Source organism: Luteibacter sp. PvP120, from assembly GCF_054055715.1.
Window position 1 is genome coordinate 646,605 of record NZ_JBSRXP010000001.1, and the last position, 14,936, is coordinate 661,540.

Annotated in this window: 15 protein-coding genes; 11 read left to right on the top strand and 4 right to left on the bottom strand. The window is 63.8% G+C overall.

The features are described 5' to 3' along the window. Nucleotides 1–27 precede the first annotated feature (27 nt). From ACVKN3_RS02425 to ACVKN3_RS02450, 6 genes are all read left to right on the top strand, one after another. Nucleotides 28–939, top strand: a complete 912-nt coding sequence (locus tag ACVKN3_RS02425; protein ID WP_354512700.1) for a hypothetical protein — start codon at nucleotides 28–30, stop codon at nucleotides 937–939. Nucleotides 940–1,001: 62 nt separating this feature from the next. Next, the gene (locus ACVKN3_RS02430) at nucleotides 1,002–1,691 is read left to right on the top strand and encodes a secreted signal peptide protein (protein WP_285401520.1); all 690 of its coding nucleotides are present in this window, start codon (nucleotides 1,002–1,004) and stop codon (nucleotides 1,689–1,691) included. A gap of 91 nt (nucleotides 1,692–1,782) precedes the next feature. Then, on the top strand, nucleotides 1,783–2,016 hold the full coding sequence (locus ACVKN3_RS02435) for a hypothetical protein (RefSeq protein WP_285401519.1): 234 nt from the start codon (nucleotides 1,783–1,785) through the stop codon (nucleotides 2,014–2,016). A gap of 32 nt (nucleotides 2,017–2,048) precedes the next feature. Continuing rightward, complete coding sequence (tmk, locus tag ACVKN3_RS02440; protein ID WP_354512697.1) at nucleotides 2,049–2,672, top strand: dTMP kinase; 624 nt, start codon at nucleotides 2,049–2,051, stop codon at nucleotides 2,670–2,672. A 38-nt stretch (nucleotides 2,673–2,710) separates the two neighbouring features. Further along, complete coding sequence (locus ACVKN3_RS02445) at nucleotides 2,711–3,919, top strand: GAF domain-containing sensor histidine kinase (protein ID WP_285401518.1); 1,209 nt, start codon at nucleotides 2,711–2,713, stop codon at nucleotides 3,917–3,919. Between the two features lie 97 nt (nucleotides 3,920–4,016). Next, nucleotides 4,017–5,333, top strand: coding sequence for a methyl-accepting chemotaxis protein (locus ACVKN3_RS02450; RefSeq protein ID WP_354512695.1), 1,317 nt, complete (start codon nucleotides 4,017–4,019; stop codon nucleotides 5,331–5,333). Between the two features lie 3 nt (nucleotides 5,334–5,336). On the opposite strand, the gene ACVKN3_RS02455 is transcribed toward ACVKN3_RS02450, so the two are convergent. After that, the gene (locus tag ACVKN3_RS02455; protein WP_354512693.1) at nucleotides 5,337–5,699 is read right to left on the bottom strand and encodes a hypothetical protein; all 363 of its coding nucleotides are present in this window, start codon (nucleotides 5,697–5,699) and stop codon (nucleotides 5,337–5,339) included. A 100-nt stretch (nucleotides 5,700–5,799) separates the two neighbouring features. After that, nucleotides 5,800–7,755 carry a formylglycine-generating enzyme family protein gene (locus ACVKN3_RS02460; protein WP_354512691.1) on the bottom strand — a complete coding sequence of 652 codons (1,956 nt, stop codon included), beginning with the start codon at nucleotides 7,753–7,755 and terminating at the stop codon, nucleotides 5,800–5,802. 112 nt (nucleotides 7,756–7,867) lie between these two features. Here ACVKN3_RS02460 and rnd point away from each other — a divergent pair, with 112 nt between their 5' ends. Beyond that, the gene (rnd, locus tag ACVKN3_RS02465) at nucleotides 7,868–8,995 is read left to right on the top strand and encodes a ribonuclease D (RefSeq protein ID WP_354512689.1); all 1,128 of its coding nucleotides are present in this window, start codon (nucleotides 7,868–7,870) and stop codon (nucleotides 8,993–8,995) included. A gap of 151 nt (nucleotides 8,996–9,146) precedes the next feature. Here rnd and ACVKN3_RS02470 read toward each other — a convergent pair whose 3' ends face one another. Then, entirely contained in the window at nucleotides 9,147–9,338 is a 192-nt protein-coding gene (locus tag ACVKN3_RS02470; RefSeq protein WP_354512687.1) for a hypothetical protein, read from the bottom strand. 148 nt (nucleotides 9,339–9,486) lie between these two features. Here ACVKN3_RS02470 and ACVKN3_RS02475 point away from each other — a divergent pair, with 148 nt between their 5' ends. From ACVKN3_RS02475 to ACVKN3_RS02485, 3 genes are all read left to right on the top strand, one after another. Next, on the top strand, nucleotides 9,487–9,963 hold the full coding sequence (locus ACVKN3_RS02475) for a hypothetical protein (protein WP_354512685.1): 477 nt from the start codon (nucleotides 9,487–9,489) through the stop codon (nucleotides 9,961–9,963). A 68-nt stretch (nucleotides 9,964–10,031) separates the two neighbouring features. Continuing rightward, nucleotides 10,032–10,685: an ankyrin repeat domain-containing protein gene (locus ACVKN3_RS02480; RefSeq protein WP_354512683.1), complete on the top strand. Its 654-nt coding sequence runs from the start codon at nucleotides 10,032–10,034 to the stop codon at nucleotides 10,683–10,685. A gap of 96 nt (nucleotides 10,686–10,781) precedes the next feature. Then, complete coding sequence (locus tag ACVKN3_RS02485) at nucleotides 10,782–11,627, top strand: AraC family transcriptional regulator (protein WP_354512681.1); 846 nt, start codon at nucleotides 10,782–10,784, stop codon at nucleotides 11,625–11,627. A gap of 24 nt (nucleotides 11,628–11,651) precedes the next feature. Here ACVKN3_RS02485 and ACVKN3_RS02490 read toward each other — a convergent pair whose 3' ends face one another. Further along, nucleotides 11,652–12,200, bottom strand: a complete 549-nt coding sequence (locus ACVKN3_RS02490; RefSeq protein WP_354512679.1) for a Fur family transcriptional regulator — start codon at nucleotides 12,198–12,200, stop codon at nucleotides 11,652–11,654. Between the two features lie 515 nt (nucleotides 12,201–12,715). Between ACVKN3_RS02490 and ACVKN3_RS02495 the strand changes: the two genes are divergently transcribed. Further along, entirely contained in the window at nucleotides 12,716–14,908 is a 2,193-nt protein-coding gene (locus tag ACVKN3_RS02495) for a TonB-dependent siderophore receptor (protein WP_354512677.1), read from the top strand. Nucleotides 14,909–14,936: the final 28 nt, after the last annotated feature.

A 14,936-nucleotide genomic window follows, 5' to 3' on the forward strand; every position in this document is an offset into this window, starting at 1 on the left:
GCTACCCGGTCGAGGAAACCGACCCGTGTGGCGCTGCCCCTGCGCGGCGTGACACGGGTCAGCCGACGCGAGGACGGCTCTTTCCCCGCAACCATGTATCAAGGGATCACCATGAGAACGCTCGACATCATTGAAATCGATATGGTGGCAGGCGGTATGCGCGCATCCATCGGCGCCCATCCGCTGTCCACATCCATCCATCACGCCAAGGCGCACAAGAAAGTGCACCACGCCAAGAAGGCGCACCACCATGCGACGATCCACAAGGCCGGTGCGGTGCACACCACCAACGAGTACGAGGAGCCGATCGCTGAGGGTGGCGAAGGCGGTGAGGGTGGCGAAGGCGGCGAAGGTGGTGAAGGTGGTGAGGGTGGAGAAGGCGGTGAGGGAGGTGAAGGCGGCGAAGGCGGCGAGGGAGATGGTGGCGAGGGTGACGGCGGCGACGGTGATGGTGGCGATGGCGACGGCGGCGAAGGCGACGGTGGCGCCGGCAGCAATGCCAACCCGGCCACAGCCGCATCGGCGTCCGGCACGACCGTAACCTACACGGCCGCCGACGGTTCCACGCAGTCCATCACGGGGACCCACCCCAACCGCGACAACAACCCGCTCGACATCCGTTCGGGCACGGTCGCGACGAACAACGGTTCACTCGGCGACGATCGTGGCTTCGCCATCTTCGCCAGCCCGCAGGCAGGTCTGGATGCCGCCGTAGCCAACATGGACCGTATCAACAACAATGCGGGTGGTACGGCTACCCTCAGCCAGATCATCACCACGTGGTCTCCGCCTAGCGAGAACCCCACGGCCGAGATGATCACGACCATCACGAACAACTCGGGCCTGTCGCCCTCCGCGCAGTGGAGTTCCCTGACCGGTGCGCAGCAGAATGCCTTCATCACGGCCTACGGGCATCGTGAAGGCTGGCACGGGAACTGAGTTCGCCGGGGCCGGGAACCGTTTCCGGCCCCTCCCTTCCGATACGCCGCCTGGAGATTCGCGTGAGAAGCCACATCATCCCCCTGTACGGTCTGCTCGTCCTCGGCATCGTCGCCTTCCCGGTGCATGCCAACGGCATGGCGGACGATTGCGTCGGCGCCCTCCACCATGAATTCGCGACCGCGAACGACACCGTCGATACCAGCGCCCACGCCACCCTGCCCGATGCGTGCACGCACCTCGGCCCACTGGCGCTCGGCATGACCCGCAGCCAGGTCCTGGCCGCCATGGGTGCGCCGGACAAAGAGCGCACCGCGAAGGATCATCCCGGCACCGCCGACCTGCTTTATGTCTATCCCCGCGACCTCAACGCGCAGCTGGCCCGAAAGCCGGTGACCGCCGACCAGATCGCCTACAGCCAGCTCCGCGTCCGCATCCAGCAGGACAAGGTCACTGCCATTTCGACGTTTGCCAATGCCAAGGCGCCCTTGCCGTTCGCCCTGCTGGGACAACCGGCCGGAACGAAGATCGACGGCCTGATGGCGGCGTTGGGTGGCCATCCCCAATGGAATGCCAGCCGTGACTACGTGCAGTTCCCGTCCGTGCCTTTCGCGCTGAGCGTGGACCCGGATACCGCGGGCCTGGTCGGCGTCGATATCGCCGACCGGATGACCAGCCTGGCAACTTTCAGCGGCCAGGGGCTGAACCTGACGAAGGACAAGGCGAGCGGCCTGGTCAATGGCTTCCACTGATGCTCGCCGGCTACCTAAGTATTTCCTCACGAGGTTTTAACTCGAGCGGAGGCAAGAATCGCCTTCGGTGACACCGAAGGGGACATCAGGCATGGCAGTGGATGACACGACCCGGCACGAGGCGCAGCTCGACGAGCAGACGCGCTTTGCCCTGCAGCAATTGTGCTCGACCGCCTACCTGGCAGTCAGCAGCCTGAATGAGTCCGCGTGCGTGGCGCTGTTGCGCCGCGGTCTCGCCGTCCAGGACGAGCTGGGCTACTGGAGCGTCACACCCTCGGGCAAGAAGACGTTCGAGCGACTGGGGAAATCCGTTAGCGTGCGGTGAAAGTCGCCGGCCGATCGGCTAAAATCCCGGCCATGGCACCTCTCCCTATCCCCGGCGGTCTGCTGATCGCCATCGAAGGTATCGACGGCGCCGGTAAGACGACGCTCGCCCATACCCTTCGCGATACCCTTTCGGTCGACGGTTGCACGGTCAACCTCAGCAAGGAGCCGACCAACGGCCCCTGGGGCATGCAGATGCGCGCCTCGGCATCCACCGGCCGGCTTACGCCCGAGGAAGAGCTGCGACTGCTGATCCTGGACCGCCGGCAACACGTGGATGAACTGGTCGGCCCCGCGCTGGCCCGTGGCGAGATCGTCATCCTGGATCGCTACTTTCCGTCCAACGTGGCGTACCAGGGTGCTGCCGGCCTCGGCATCGATGCCCTGATGCAGGCCAACGCCTTCGCACCCCGCCCCGACCTTCTGCTGCTGCTCGACCTTGCTCCGGAGGTTGGACTGGCGCGCATACGCCTGCGCGGCGATAAGCCGAATCACTTCGAGACGGCGGACAACCTCGACCGCTGCCGTGCGATCTTCCGCGATATGGCCTTGCCGCATACGGCCCTCATCGATGCTACGCGTGACGCCGACGAGGTGTCGGCGGATGCGCTGGACCAGGCAAGGCAAGCCATCGCAAGGAAACGCGCTGGCGGGTGAATGAGCTTAACGCTTGTTCATACTGGTAGAATCGAGTCATGCCTCAGGTTCGCTCCTCCCTTGCCACCCTGGACGATCCCCTGATCGGGGCGGTGGCGCGCCTGTCGGTCGTGCCCCGTATCCTCGACGCCGTGGTCCGCCGCACGGGCATGCGTTTCGCCGCGGTGGCACGGGTCACGGACAACCGTTGGACGGCCTGCGCCGTTCGCGACGACCTCGGTTTCGGCCTCGGCGCCGGCGACGATCTCGCACTGGGCAGCACCATCTGCGACGAGATCCGCCAGCACCATGAGCCGGTGGTGTTCGGCCATGCCAGCGCCCATCCGGTTTACGCCGACCACCACACGCCACGCTTCTACAAGCTCGAAAGCTATGCCTCGGTGCCGATCTTCACGGTGGATGGCCAGTTCTTCGGCACCCTGTGCGCCATCGATTCGCGCCCGGTCACCCTCGACGAGAAAGGTCTTGCCGCCGAGATGACCCTGTTCGGCGAGTTGATCGCCGCCCAGCTGGCGCTGGAGGACCGGGTGAATGACGCGGAACAGGCGCTGCGGGAAGAGGTGGACGACGGCGTGCTACGGGAGCAGTTCCTTGCCGTGGTCGGGCACGACCTGCGCAGCCCGGTGCAGGCCGCCGGCATGGCTGCCGAGTCGCTGCAGTCGATGAACCTGCCGCCACGCGCGCAACGCCTGGCCGGGCTCATTGCGGCCAGCACGCGCCGCATGGCGGACCTCATCGACGACGTGATGGATTTCGCCCGCGCGCGGCTGGCGGCGGGCATCCCCGTGACGACGCAGGTACGCGACGACTTGGCCGAGGCCGCGGAGCGCGTGCTGGCGGAGATTCGCCAGGCGCATCCCGAGGCGGATATCCGCGCGAGCTGGAGCGTGAACCGTCCGCTCCGCTTCGACCTCAAGCGCATGCAGCAGCTCATCGCCAACCTGGTCAACAACGCGATCACCCATGGCGATACCCGTCGGCCCATCCTGGTCGAAGGCAAGGACGAGGGTTGCGCGGTGACGCTGGCGGTCACTAACTTCGGTGACCCGATCGATCCGCAGACGCTGGATCGCCTGTTCCATCCGTTCTTCCGGCCGGATAGTTCACAGCCCCGGCCCGGCCTGGGTCTGGGCCTGTACATCGCCTCGGAAATCGCCCGCGGCCATGGCGCGACGCTCACGGTGACCTCGTCGAAGGAGGCGGGCACCTGCTTCATGTTCCGGATGCCGACGACGCTCCGAACCTGAACGAAAAGGTAGCGAACCTACCGATTCCATCACTTTTATTCTTAAGTAAGCCCATGTACCGCCGATAAGTGACGCAAGTCACACTTCAGGCTTTTCGATGATTCGCCATTGGTTCGAGAGACATCGCGCCTCCCAGGGCAAGCTCGCCGCACTGGACAAGGTCCAGGCCGTCATCGAATTCACCCCCGACGGCCACGTGCGTCACGCCAATGCGCTCTTCCTCGAGACGATGGGCTACCGGCTGGACGAGATCCGCGGTGCCCATCACCGCATGTTCGTCGCCGGTGACGAAGCCGACACGGATGCGTACACGGCCTTCTGGGCCGCCCTGCGCACCGGCCGCAGCGATACAGGGCTGTATCGACGCCGGCGCAAGGATGGCAGCGACGTGTGGCTGCAATCGTCGTACAACCCGCTGTTCGATCGGGGCGGTCAGGTCGTCAGCGTGATCAAGTACGCCACCGATGTCACGGCGCAGCGCATCGCGGCGGCCGACATGGACGGCCGCCTGCAGGCGATCGACCGGGCCCAGGCCACTATCGAGTTCGACCTGGACGGCACCATCCTCGACGCCAACGAGAACTTCCTTAGCGCCATGGGCTATGCGCGTGACGAGGTGGTCGGGCGACATCACCGCATGTTCGTCGAATCCGATGAAGCGTCGTCGCCCGGCTACGCGGCCTTCTGGGCGCGGCTGCGCGAGGGGCGCCATGCCGCGGCCCTGTACCGGCGGCTCGGCCGCGACGGTCGCGTGGTGTGGATCCAGGCAACCTACAACCCCATCCTCGACTTCAACGGCGTGCCGATGAAGGTCATCAAGTACGCCACCGACATCACCGCGCAGACCCTGGCCGCGCAGACGCTGCAACGCGAGGTGGTGTCACTGTCCGGCGCCGTGGTCGACAACGCCAGCAAGGCCGGCAACGCCGAGCAACTGGCTTCCGGCGCCCGGCAGGCCGCCGAGCGTGGCGGCGAGGTCATGCGCGACGTGGTCCGCACCATGGGCGGCATCCAGGAAGGCACGCGGTCGATCGAGGACATCCTCGAACTGATCGACGCGCTTTCGTTCCAGACCAACCTGCTTTCGCTCAACGCCTCCATCGAGGCCGCGCGCGCCGGCGAGAGTGGCAAGGCCTTCGCCGTGGTGGCGGACGAAGTGCGCCAGCTGGCCGTGCGCAGCGCCAGCGCATCCAGGCAGATCCACCAGCTGATCGGCGATGCCCGCGGGCGCGTCGAGGAAGGCGCGAGCCTGGTCGGCACGGCGGGTCGAACGATGGACGAGATCGTCGCTTCCATCGCCAACGTGACCCAGGTGACCAGCACGATCAGCGAAAGTGCCGTGGCACAGTCCTCCGGCATCCAGCGGGTCAACCAGGCGGTGGCGCAACTGGAAGCGGTCTACGGCAACATCTGACCGTCAGCCCTGCGCATCGGCGATGCGCGGCGTGTCGACCGCCGGGTAATCGTTGCTGGTCTCGAACTCGGCGTAGGGGTCGTTGCTCTCGCGCAGCCCGGACAGCGGCACGCGCTCGGCCACGCCCATCAGGCGGGCGCGCAGCATGCTCACCTCACGGATTTTCTCAGAAGCGGCGAAGGAGTATTCGTCGGTCATGTCGAAGGCCGCCACGACGTTGCCCTCCTCGCTGCGCATGATCCAGGGGCGACGCGCGGTGATCAGCCCGGCGCGCTGCATCACCGCGTAGGTCTCCAGGAGGATGCTGACGACCAGATCGGTACGACCGGGAAAGGGACGGTACCCGACGATGATGGAAGTGGCCAAGATGATTTCCCCTGATGCCGTGCGCGGCTTTTCCGGAGATTGTTTCGCGAGGCTCGTCAGCGTCAAGTGATCCGCTAGGCGTATCCGGCAGCGAGTGGCTTCACAACTCGCGGACGACGCGAAAGCCCACACGCGCGCTGCGCAGATCGGACGTCGCGCCCTGGCGGTAAGCCGATCGCACCATGTCCGGCGCGCTGCCCCAGGAGCCGCCGCGGATGACCCGCCGCCCGCAGCCCGGGTTGACCCACGCTTCCGCGGAACGCGGTGCCCGGATGTAGTTGTCGTGCCAGCAATCGGCCACCCACTCGGACACGTTGCCGCCCATGTCGTAGAGACCGAAGGCGTTCGGCGTGAAACTCATGACGGGGGCCGGCCCCCAGAAACCGTCCTTGTAGCCGTTGAACGCATTGCTCCAGCGGCGGCCCGAGCCCGAACGGTCGTTGCCGCCGGTCAGGTTCTCCACGCGCGAGCCGGGCGAGCCATCGCCCCACCAGTAGCGCGTGGTGGTGCCGGCACGCAGGCCGTATTCGAATTCAGCCTCGCTGGCCAGCCGGTATTTCTTGCCCGTGCGTTGCGAGAGCCAGTCGGCGTAGGCCTTGGCGTCGTTCCACGACACGTTGATGACCGGCAGGCGGTCCTGGCCGGGCTTGCCGGCGTAGTCGTCCTGCCAGTTGGCGTTGGAGTCGTCGCGCAGGCCGCCGCTCTGCTCGTCGTAGACACTGCCGCCCTGCATCGACACCGACTGCGGCACATAGCCCGTGGCGCGGACAAAGTCACGGAACTGCCCGATGGTGACCGCGCTGCGCGCCATGGCGAAGCCCTTGTCCACCTGCACCTCGTGCACCGGTGCTTCGTTGGCGTCGTGGCCACGCTCACCGTCGGGCGAGCCCATGAGGAACCGGCCCGTGGGCACCACCACCATCGCCGGCGCCTGTCCGGTGGAGTCGACGAAGCGGTCGGCGAAGACCTGTCCGGGTTTGTAACTGGCGTACAGGCGGGCGTTGGTCAGCCGCTCGTTGAAGTCGTCCAGGCCGGCGAGGTCGGCGCTGGTCTGCTGCGCCTTGTCGGCGAGTTGCCGGGCAAGCTCGAGATTGCCGGCATCCAGGGCGGAGCGGGCCTGGGCCAGCATCGCCGTGGCGCTCTGCCGACGCATGCCCTCGATACGACCACGCGTATCCTGCAGCGCCTGCGATTCCGGCTGGATGACCGCGGCGGCCGCCAGGGCCGTGTCCGCTGCTGCGAAGTCGTTCTGGGCCACCGCCGCCAGCGCCTTGTCGAGCACCGTGCGTTGCACCTGCGTGATGCCCTGCTCCGCCACGGCGTTGCCCTCGTCCATCTGCAGCACCTGGCGATAGGTATCCAGCGCGCTGTCGCCGTGCGGCAGGTCGGCCTTGCCTTCCTGCAGCTGCGCCGCCGCCTTGCCCAGCAGGGGCCGGACCTTTTCCAGCACACCCAGTTTCTGTTGGAGCGGCGCGACATCCGCGGCGCTGGCGGGCAAGGCCTTCAGCGCAGCCAGCGATTCGCGCGCCGCATCGGCGTCCCCCAGCGCGATGTCCTGCTCGATCTCGGCGGCCATGCGCGCGCGCACCTCGTCCATGCCGGCCAGGGCACGCTGGCTGTCCGCCTTCTCCTTGAGCACGGCACCGAACAGTGCGGCCGCGCTGTCCTTGCCGCCGACCAGGCGATCGGCCGCCAGGGCCTTGTCGCCCCGATCGAGCAAGGCCGTCAATTCGGGGGTGTCCGGACTCGTCTGCGCCGGCAGCACCCGTTCCGGGGATTTTTCACGCCGCCGCGCCGCGATCACGGCGGTCGGCGCCAGCATGATCGGCGGCCCGGCATCGAGTTCGGAAACCACGGCCCCGGCCGCCGCCTGCGGACGCTGGTCGAAGCCCATCGTGGTCGGTTGACCGCGCATGGGCGACCGCGGCGTGTTCTGCGTGGTCTGGACGTGCAGCAGCTGCGGGAAGAAGTGGTAGAACAGCGCAAAACCGAGCAAGGCCACGCCCAACGCGCCGCCCATGGCGCGCTGTCGTCGAACGGTCTCGGTATTGGGCATGGTGGGCGGTTCCGTGCGAGCCTGCTATCGTGCGCTGCAACCATAGGGAATCGCGCCCGGCAGGGCAACACGATACGTCGCCGCGACTCCTGACCGACCCCAAGGATCTTGCATGACAACGAGCGACCTCGCTCATCCCGCCCCCTGGATCGACCATCGCGAGGGGCTCGACGCGTGGCTCGCCCCCATCGCACCCACCGCCGTCGTGGGGCTCGATACCGAGTTCATGCGTCGCAACACCTTCTACCCGCAGCTGGCCTTGCTCCAGCTCGCGCACGAAGGCCGATACGCCCTTATCGACCCGCTGGCGGTGCCGCTGGACGACGCCCTGGCGCCGGTGTTCGCCGCGCAACCGGTCGTCACGGTGATGCACAGCGCCGGGGAAGACCTGGAAGCGATGGCCCCGTTCCTTCCGGACGGCCCGCACACCCTGTTCGACACGCAGATCGCCGCGGCCTTCGTCGGCATGGGCCTGGGCATCAGCTACCGCGCCCTGGTGGCGGAACTGGTCGGCGAAGAACTGGACAAGGGCGAAACGCGCAGCGACTGGCTGCAGCGTCCGCTCACCGAGTCGCAGAAGCTTTACGCCACGCTCGACGTCGTCCATCTGCACCCCGTCCACGCGATCCTCTCGGAACGCCTGGCCGAACGTGGCCGGGCCCACTGGCACGCGGAAGACTGCGCACGGATGAAGCGGCGCGCCAGCCAGCGCCATGGCGATGCCCAGCCCCAGCGTGGCTTCAAGGCGGCCAGCGAATGGGCGCCAGAACAGCAGGCCTTGCTGCGCCGGATCCTGCGCTGGCGGGAGGCCTCGGCACGTACGCTGGACAAACCCCGCTCCTGGCTGCTGGAAGACAACCACGCCCTCGATCTGGTCGCGTCGATACCGAAAACCCCCGCCGAGCTGGATGAACGCGTACGCGGTACCCGCGCCCTGCGCTCGGCACAGCGCCAGGAGTTGTTCGACCTGGTGCGCCAGCCGGTCACGGCGGACGAGGTGGAAAGCACCGCCGCCATCATCGGCCACCCGGTCGGTGACGCCAAACGCGCGATCAACGAGATGCGCAGCGCCATCGACACCCTGGCCACGCAGCTGGATGTCCCGCCGGGCCTGCTCTGCGCACGGCGCTCGATGGAAGAACTGGTGATGAGCGGTGGTGTGTGGCCCGAGGCCCTGGAGGGCTGGCGCCGCGAGGTGTTGCACGATCGTCTTTGCGCGCTGTTGCCGGATCGCGGCTAGGCATCCAACCAGGCATCGAACGATTCGTGGGTCGTAGTCGTTCGCCTTAGTGGCTGCACCGCGTTCGCCTGATGAAAACCGTCCTTTTCGGACGGTCAGGCATGTTCGGGGCTCCACCGTAGGGCTGTGCAGGACGCACCATGCGTACCGATCAGAACCGGGCTTGCGTCCTTGAAGATGTTTGCGCGCCCCGCATCGCTTCAAGCTGATCGTTTTCCAGCCTCAACTTGCGGGCCTGCTGTTTTGCGAGTTCCGCGCGTGCACCGACCCAGCTGGCGCATTCCCAGATCAGGAACCCGCCGAGGACCATTGCGAGTGTCGCTACGCCGAGGATCGAATTCATTACACTTGCTCCGTTAGTCAATTATCTGGCTGCGGATGCATTGTCCCCAGCACGTGCGGCGCTAGCATCTGACAGGTGTCATCCATTGCTTGTGGCGCGACGGTAACTGATTCTTACAGCTACATTAGCCTACCGAGCACGCGGCTTCATGAGCGAAAGAAATTGCCGATGGACGATTATCGCCGTTGCCATCGCGTTATATGCCACGAGTCTTTTCTTACCCGCTGTGACTTTCATCACCCACGTGCCTCCCGATCATGCCATCGGCCATGTCGTCACCTACCCTGGCTGGTACCTTGCCGGCTTCGGATGGATCGGTACGCTATTTCTCAAGCCAGCCGCCATGGGTTGGCTAGCGAACATCACCTTCATTGCGGCGATCTTTTGCCATGCCGAATCCCGGTATGAACGGTCGATGGTTCTAAGTGCTATTTCTATAGCCATCGCTGTCTTTTTTTTCTGGTTATCTCTGTCCCACCCCATGCCCGTGTTGTTCTCGGGCATCGACGACGTCATGAATCAACCAAAGGCACTTTTGGGCTTCTACTGCTGGGTTGTCTCGTTTGCTTTTTTTCTGTTCGGGTCGTGGATGACAAAGCGCAAACGTATGACGAATCGTATTTAAGCGGCTGGTGAGGTAGAGAGTGAACCGTGTCGGTCGCCCCCTTAAGTAAAAAACGTAAGGAGCAAGTCATGGATAGAACCTTCAAGACGCCACTGATCTGTGCCCTACTTATCGCTGCCGCGGAAAACACTGCACACGCATTCACACCGGCCTGCCTATCGACCCAACAGGCCGCCGCGCAAGACGCGATCTCACAGGCGTCTCATGGAGACAGCGCGGCCAGGCTTCGCTCGGCAGTCCTCTCGAGAAATGACGCCGCATTTGATTCCGCCTTGGGCGAACTCGTTGACCGGACTGATGAGACGTCAACCAACGCGCTCAAACAGGCACTAGCGGGCGCTGCCTGGATCGGCAACGCGCACGCGCTATCCGCCCTGCTCTCGGCCCGGGTAGATCCTGACGCAACCACGCCACTAACTGCTTCGCCGCCCATCGTGTTGGCGGCTCAATGCGGGCAGACCGAGGCTATGGCCGCACTCCTGACCAACGGAGCGAATATTGAAGCCGGTTCCACTCCCGATCATGTCGACAACGTCCCGCGAGGCGCACTGGAAGCCGCCCTCGTCAGCGGTCAGCCGCAGGCCGCGACATGGCTGCTTGATCACGGATATGACGTTTGCCAGACGGGTGAGCGCGCGCGCATCGGCATGCTTTTATCCCGCCGCCCCAACCTGAGTGCGGCATGGCCAGCGTCACTAAAGGCGAGGCTGACATGCCAATGATCGATCCGAGCGTATTGGCTAGACTTTATCGCGACATTTATGGATCATATTTTTCAATTAGGCCAAAGTCGCGCCTTCGTCTAAGCTGGGTAGATCATGTCAAGCATTGCCATCACCGATCTAACCGCGTCGAGGGACGTCGATAGCATCATGCGGTCCGTGGTGGCCTTGAGTGCCACGTCGGTGACAAAGGGCTGGGAAAATGCGAGGCACCGTCACCGTAAGGCACAGCTGATCTACTCCGTAAGAGGCATCCTCAACTGCGAAATCGAAGAGGGCGTCTGGATCGTGCCGCCTCAGTGCGCCATATGGATACCAGGAGACTTGCCCCATGCGGCACGCGGGGCGGGTGATACGGAATGCTATTGCCTGTTCGTCGAGCCCGACGCTGCACCGGGCCTTCCGGAAACCTGTTGCACGATTTCAGTATCGCCATTGCTACGCGAGTTGCTCCTGAAGGTGGCCGGTTTTCCTGAAGTGTATGCGCTGGGTGGACGGGAGGAGCGCCTGATTGCCGCGTTACTCGACGAGTTGGTAGCGGCACCGGTGGAAGACTTGCACCTACCCATGCCACGCGATCCCCGATTGCGGCGCCTCGCCGAAATGATGCTGGCCGACCCCACGGACAAGACGTCGAAGGCCGAATGGGCTACCCGTATTGGCATGAGCGAGCGAAGCATGAGTCGTCTTCTGCTGCATGAAATTGGCATGAGCTTCGGGCGCTGGCGTCGGCAGCTGCATGTGATCCTTGCGCTGCAGCGTTTGACCAAGGGTGAAACGGTGCAGAAGGTGGCATTGGATCTGGGGTATGAAAATGCCAGTGGGTTCGTCACCATGTTCCGCAAGGCAGTGGGCAAGCCCCCGGCACGATACCTTTCGGACCGCACGAGCAGTGCCGAACGTACTCCCGGCATCATGCTCCCTGATGAAATCACCCCTTGATTGAACCACGTTGTTGGCAGAACACTATCGACTGCCCTCGACCGTGAACTTCGTTTCCTTGCGAAGATGCTGACACTTCGAACACGTCGTGGTTATTGTAAAAACCGACTCCTCATCGAAAACGAAACCGTTCTTCGATGCCAGCGATCGCAACTGCCCAAGCAACACCGGGTCTTCTAGGAAAACCAGTCGCGCGCCACAGTGGCACCGCAGCGTGTCGTACCGATTCAGCGCCGCCGGCTTGATTGTATAAAATGCCCGCCCACGTGCGCCTTCCGCGCGAATCAACAAGCCAGCAGTCCATAAATCATTCAGGGCTCGGTAGACCGATCCCGGCGTGAGGCTGTCGATTTGCCTGCTGAGAACGCGATACATCTGACTGGCATCGAGACAGCTCGGTGTTGCCTGCTCCAAGGCATTCAATACAGTTGAACGAACGATCGTCGGCCGTAACCTGCTCGCCGCCAGGCGATGCTCCTGGGACGACATCGGCAATCCAGTTTCGGCACCGGTCGTCGCGGCGTGTTTGCGTTTGCGCGGCAACGGCTTCTTGCTGCCGAATGACGCAATCAAGTCAACGATCCGAGGCGAGTCATCACATGGCGCCATGTCCTTATTCCTACGCTATGCCTGACCTCAGTTGTTCGTCACAACGGGAGGCAGCCTGGCTTATGTTGGGCTCGGTTCAAGCGCAAGGTGCAGCCCTGAGGCGGCCTCCTCCCGTAAGAACAAAGTGCTCGCTCGGCCACATGCGATGGGCCGACATGGATGACCACAGTGGAGCGCAGCCTACTCACGCTGACCAGCTAAGCATTGCGAGATCCGGCCAGCATGTTTCGCAAGACGGCCAGAGCGCTGGAAACGATCGTGCGTTGGCCGAATCGAATAACAACTTGGCCTGGTTTCGCCATCACTTCCCCTGGTCGCCATTGTTAAATAAGGCATCTAAATGCAAATGAGTATTATTAATGTACGACCGCGAAACGTCTGGGCGTCCCCGTAGATCAATCGACAGGCATACGGAAGCCGTCGCCTATCCTCAGCGGGATGCGCCATGCCATGCCGCCATCGGGCTCCGGCACCGCGCCATGTTTGGCTCCGCCGTAGCGGCAGCCGCACTCATCAGTGCGCCGGGCGCATTCGCCGCCGAGTCAGCTCAGACTCAAACCAAGACGGGGGAAACGTCGCAGGAGGAAACGGCCCTGCCGGCGATCACCGTCACCGGACGCATAAAGCCGGCTACCACCGAAGGCACGGGCTCTTACACCACGGGCAAGACGACGGTGGCCACGCACCTGCCGCTATCGCTTCAGGAAACACCACAATCGGTGACGGTGATCACGCGTCAGCGCATGGACGACCAGCAGTTGAATTCGGTTCAGGGCGTGCTGGACAACACCACGGGCGTCACGTCGGACCAGGCCGATAGCGAACGAACAAGCTTCTATTCCCGTGGTTTCCTGATAAACAACGTTCAATACGACGGCATACCGACCGTCATCGGCAGCCCCGTCAACGGGAGCGGTATCGGTGCCATCGACACCGCGTTTTACGATCGCGTCGAGGTCGTGCGCGGCGGATCCGGGTTGCTGACCGGCACCGGCAATCCGTCGGCGGCCATCAACCTGGTGCGCAAACGACCGACCCGTGACTTCTCGGCGTCTGCCTCGCTCGGCGCGGGAAGCTGGGATACGCAGCGGGGCGTGGCTGACGTATCGACTCCGTTGACCGAGGACGGCCGCGTCCGTGCGCGCGTGGTGGGAACCTACCAGGACGGAAACTCGTATATCGACGGTTATAAGCCGCATCGGAAAGCCTTCTACGGAATCATCGAGGCCGACCTGACGCCAGACACGACGGTGAGCCTGGGCTATGACTATCAGGACATCACGCCGAAGGACTCTACGTGGGGCGGTTTACCGCTATGGTTCAGCGACGGCACGCAGGCGCAATACTCCCCCTCAAAGAACTATGCGCAGAGCTGGAGCCATTGGGACAACACCCTCAAGACGGCGTTTGCCGAGATCGAACACCGCTTCGGCAACGGCTGGAACCTCCGGGCCATCGCTAACCAATACCGCACGGAATACGATGCCGAGCTACTCGGCCTGGTCGGCCGCCCCGATCGTGCCACGGGACTGGGTTTCTATCCCTATGGGGCTTACCCGGTAGCGCTGGCGTCCGACGGTCACAGCCGTCAGAACACGGTTGACCTTATGGCGAGCGGCCCCTTCGAACTGTTCGGTCGCCAGCATGACCTGGTGATCGGTGCGACGAGTTCGCACCGCACGGCCAGCCAGGAAGACATCGCACCGTTCTATGCGGGTGTTGCGCCGGTCGACGTCTATGATTTGAGCACGCCCTACCCCCGCCCTGATTTCGATGCCATGGCGTCGATACCGACTCGTACCCGAGTCAAGCAGAGCGGCATCTATACCGCGGCCCGGTTTTCACTGGCCGAACCTCTGAAACTCATCATCGGCGGCCGCCTCAGCAACTACGACATCGATGACCAAGTCGGTAGCTCGTCGTTGCACTACAAGAAGAGCGGCGAGTTCACCCCGTATGCCGGTTTGATCTACGACATCGACACGACGTATTCGGCCTACGTCAGCTACACGGGCATCTTCAATCCGCAAACCGACTATCGGGACAACAAAGGCAACGTGCTCACGCCGTCAAAGGGAAAAACCGAAGAAATCGGCCTCAAAGCCGCCTACATGGACGGTCGACTGAATGCGTCGGTGGCCCTGTTCGACACCAGGCTGGACAACGCGGCACAGATGATCGCCGGAACGTACACCCCCGGCGGCGCCCAGGCCTATCAAGGCGCGGATGGAACCAAGTCGCGCGGGATCGAACTGGACTTGCAGGGAGAACTGGCGCGTGGCTGGAACGTCTACGCGGGTATCGCCCACTTCACGGCCCAGGACGGCGATGGCGTCCGTCTGAATTCGCAAATACCGCGTACTACCGCCCAGGTCTTCACCACCTACCGAATGCCTGGAGAGTGGAACAAGTTGACGCTAGGCGGAGGCGTCAAATGGCAAAGCCGCTTCTACCAGGCGCCCAACACCGGCACGAGTTCGTTGGGCGGAGAACAGAAGTCTTATGCCCTGGTATCGCTCATGGGGCGCTATGCCGTGACGCAGAAGACAAACGTGACCGTCAACCTCAACAACGTGCTTGACAGGAAATACGCCTTGCAAAAGGGCGATTTCGACACCGTAAGTTACGGCGCGCCACGCAACGTCATGGTGACGTTTGACTACAGGTATTGAGTTGCGCGCACTCGAATGCTGCACCGGT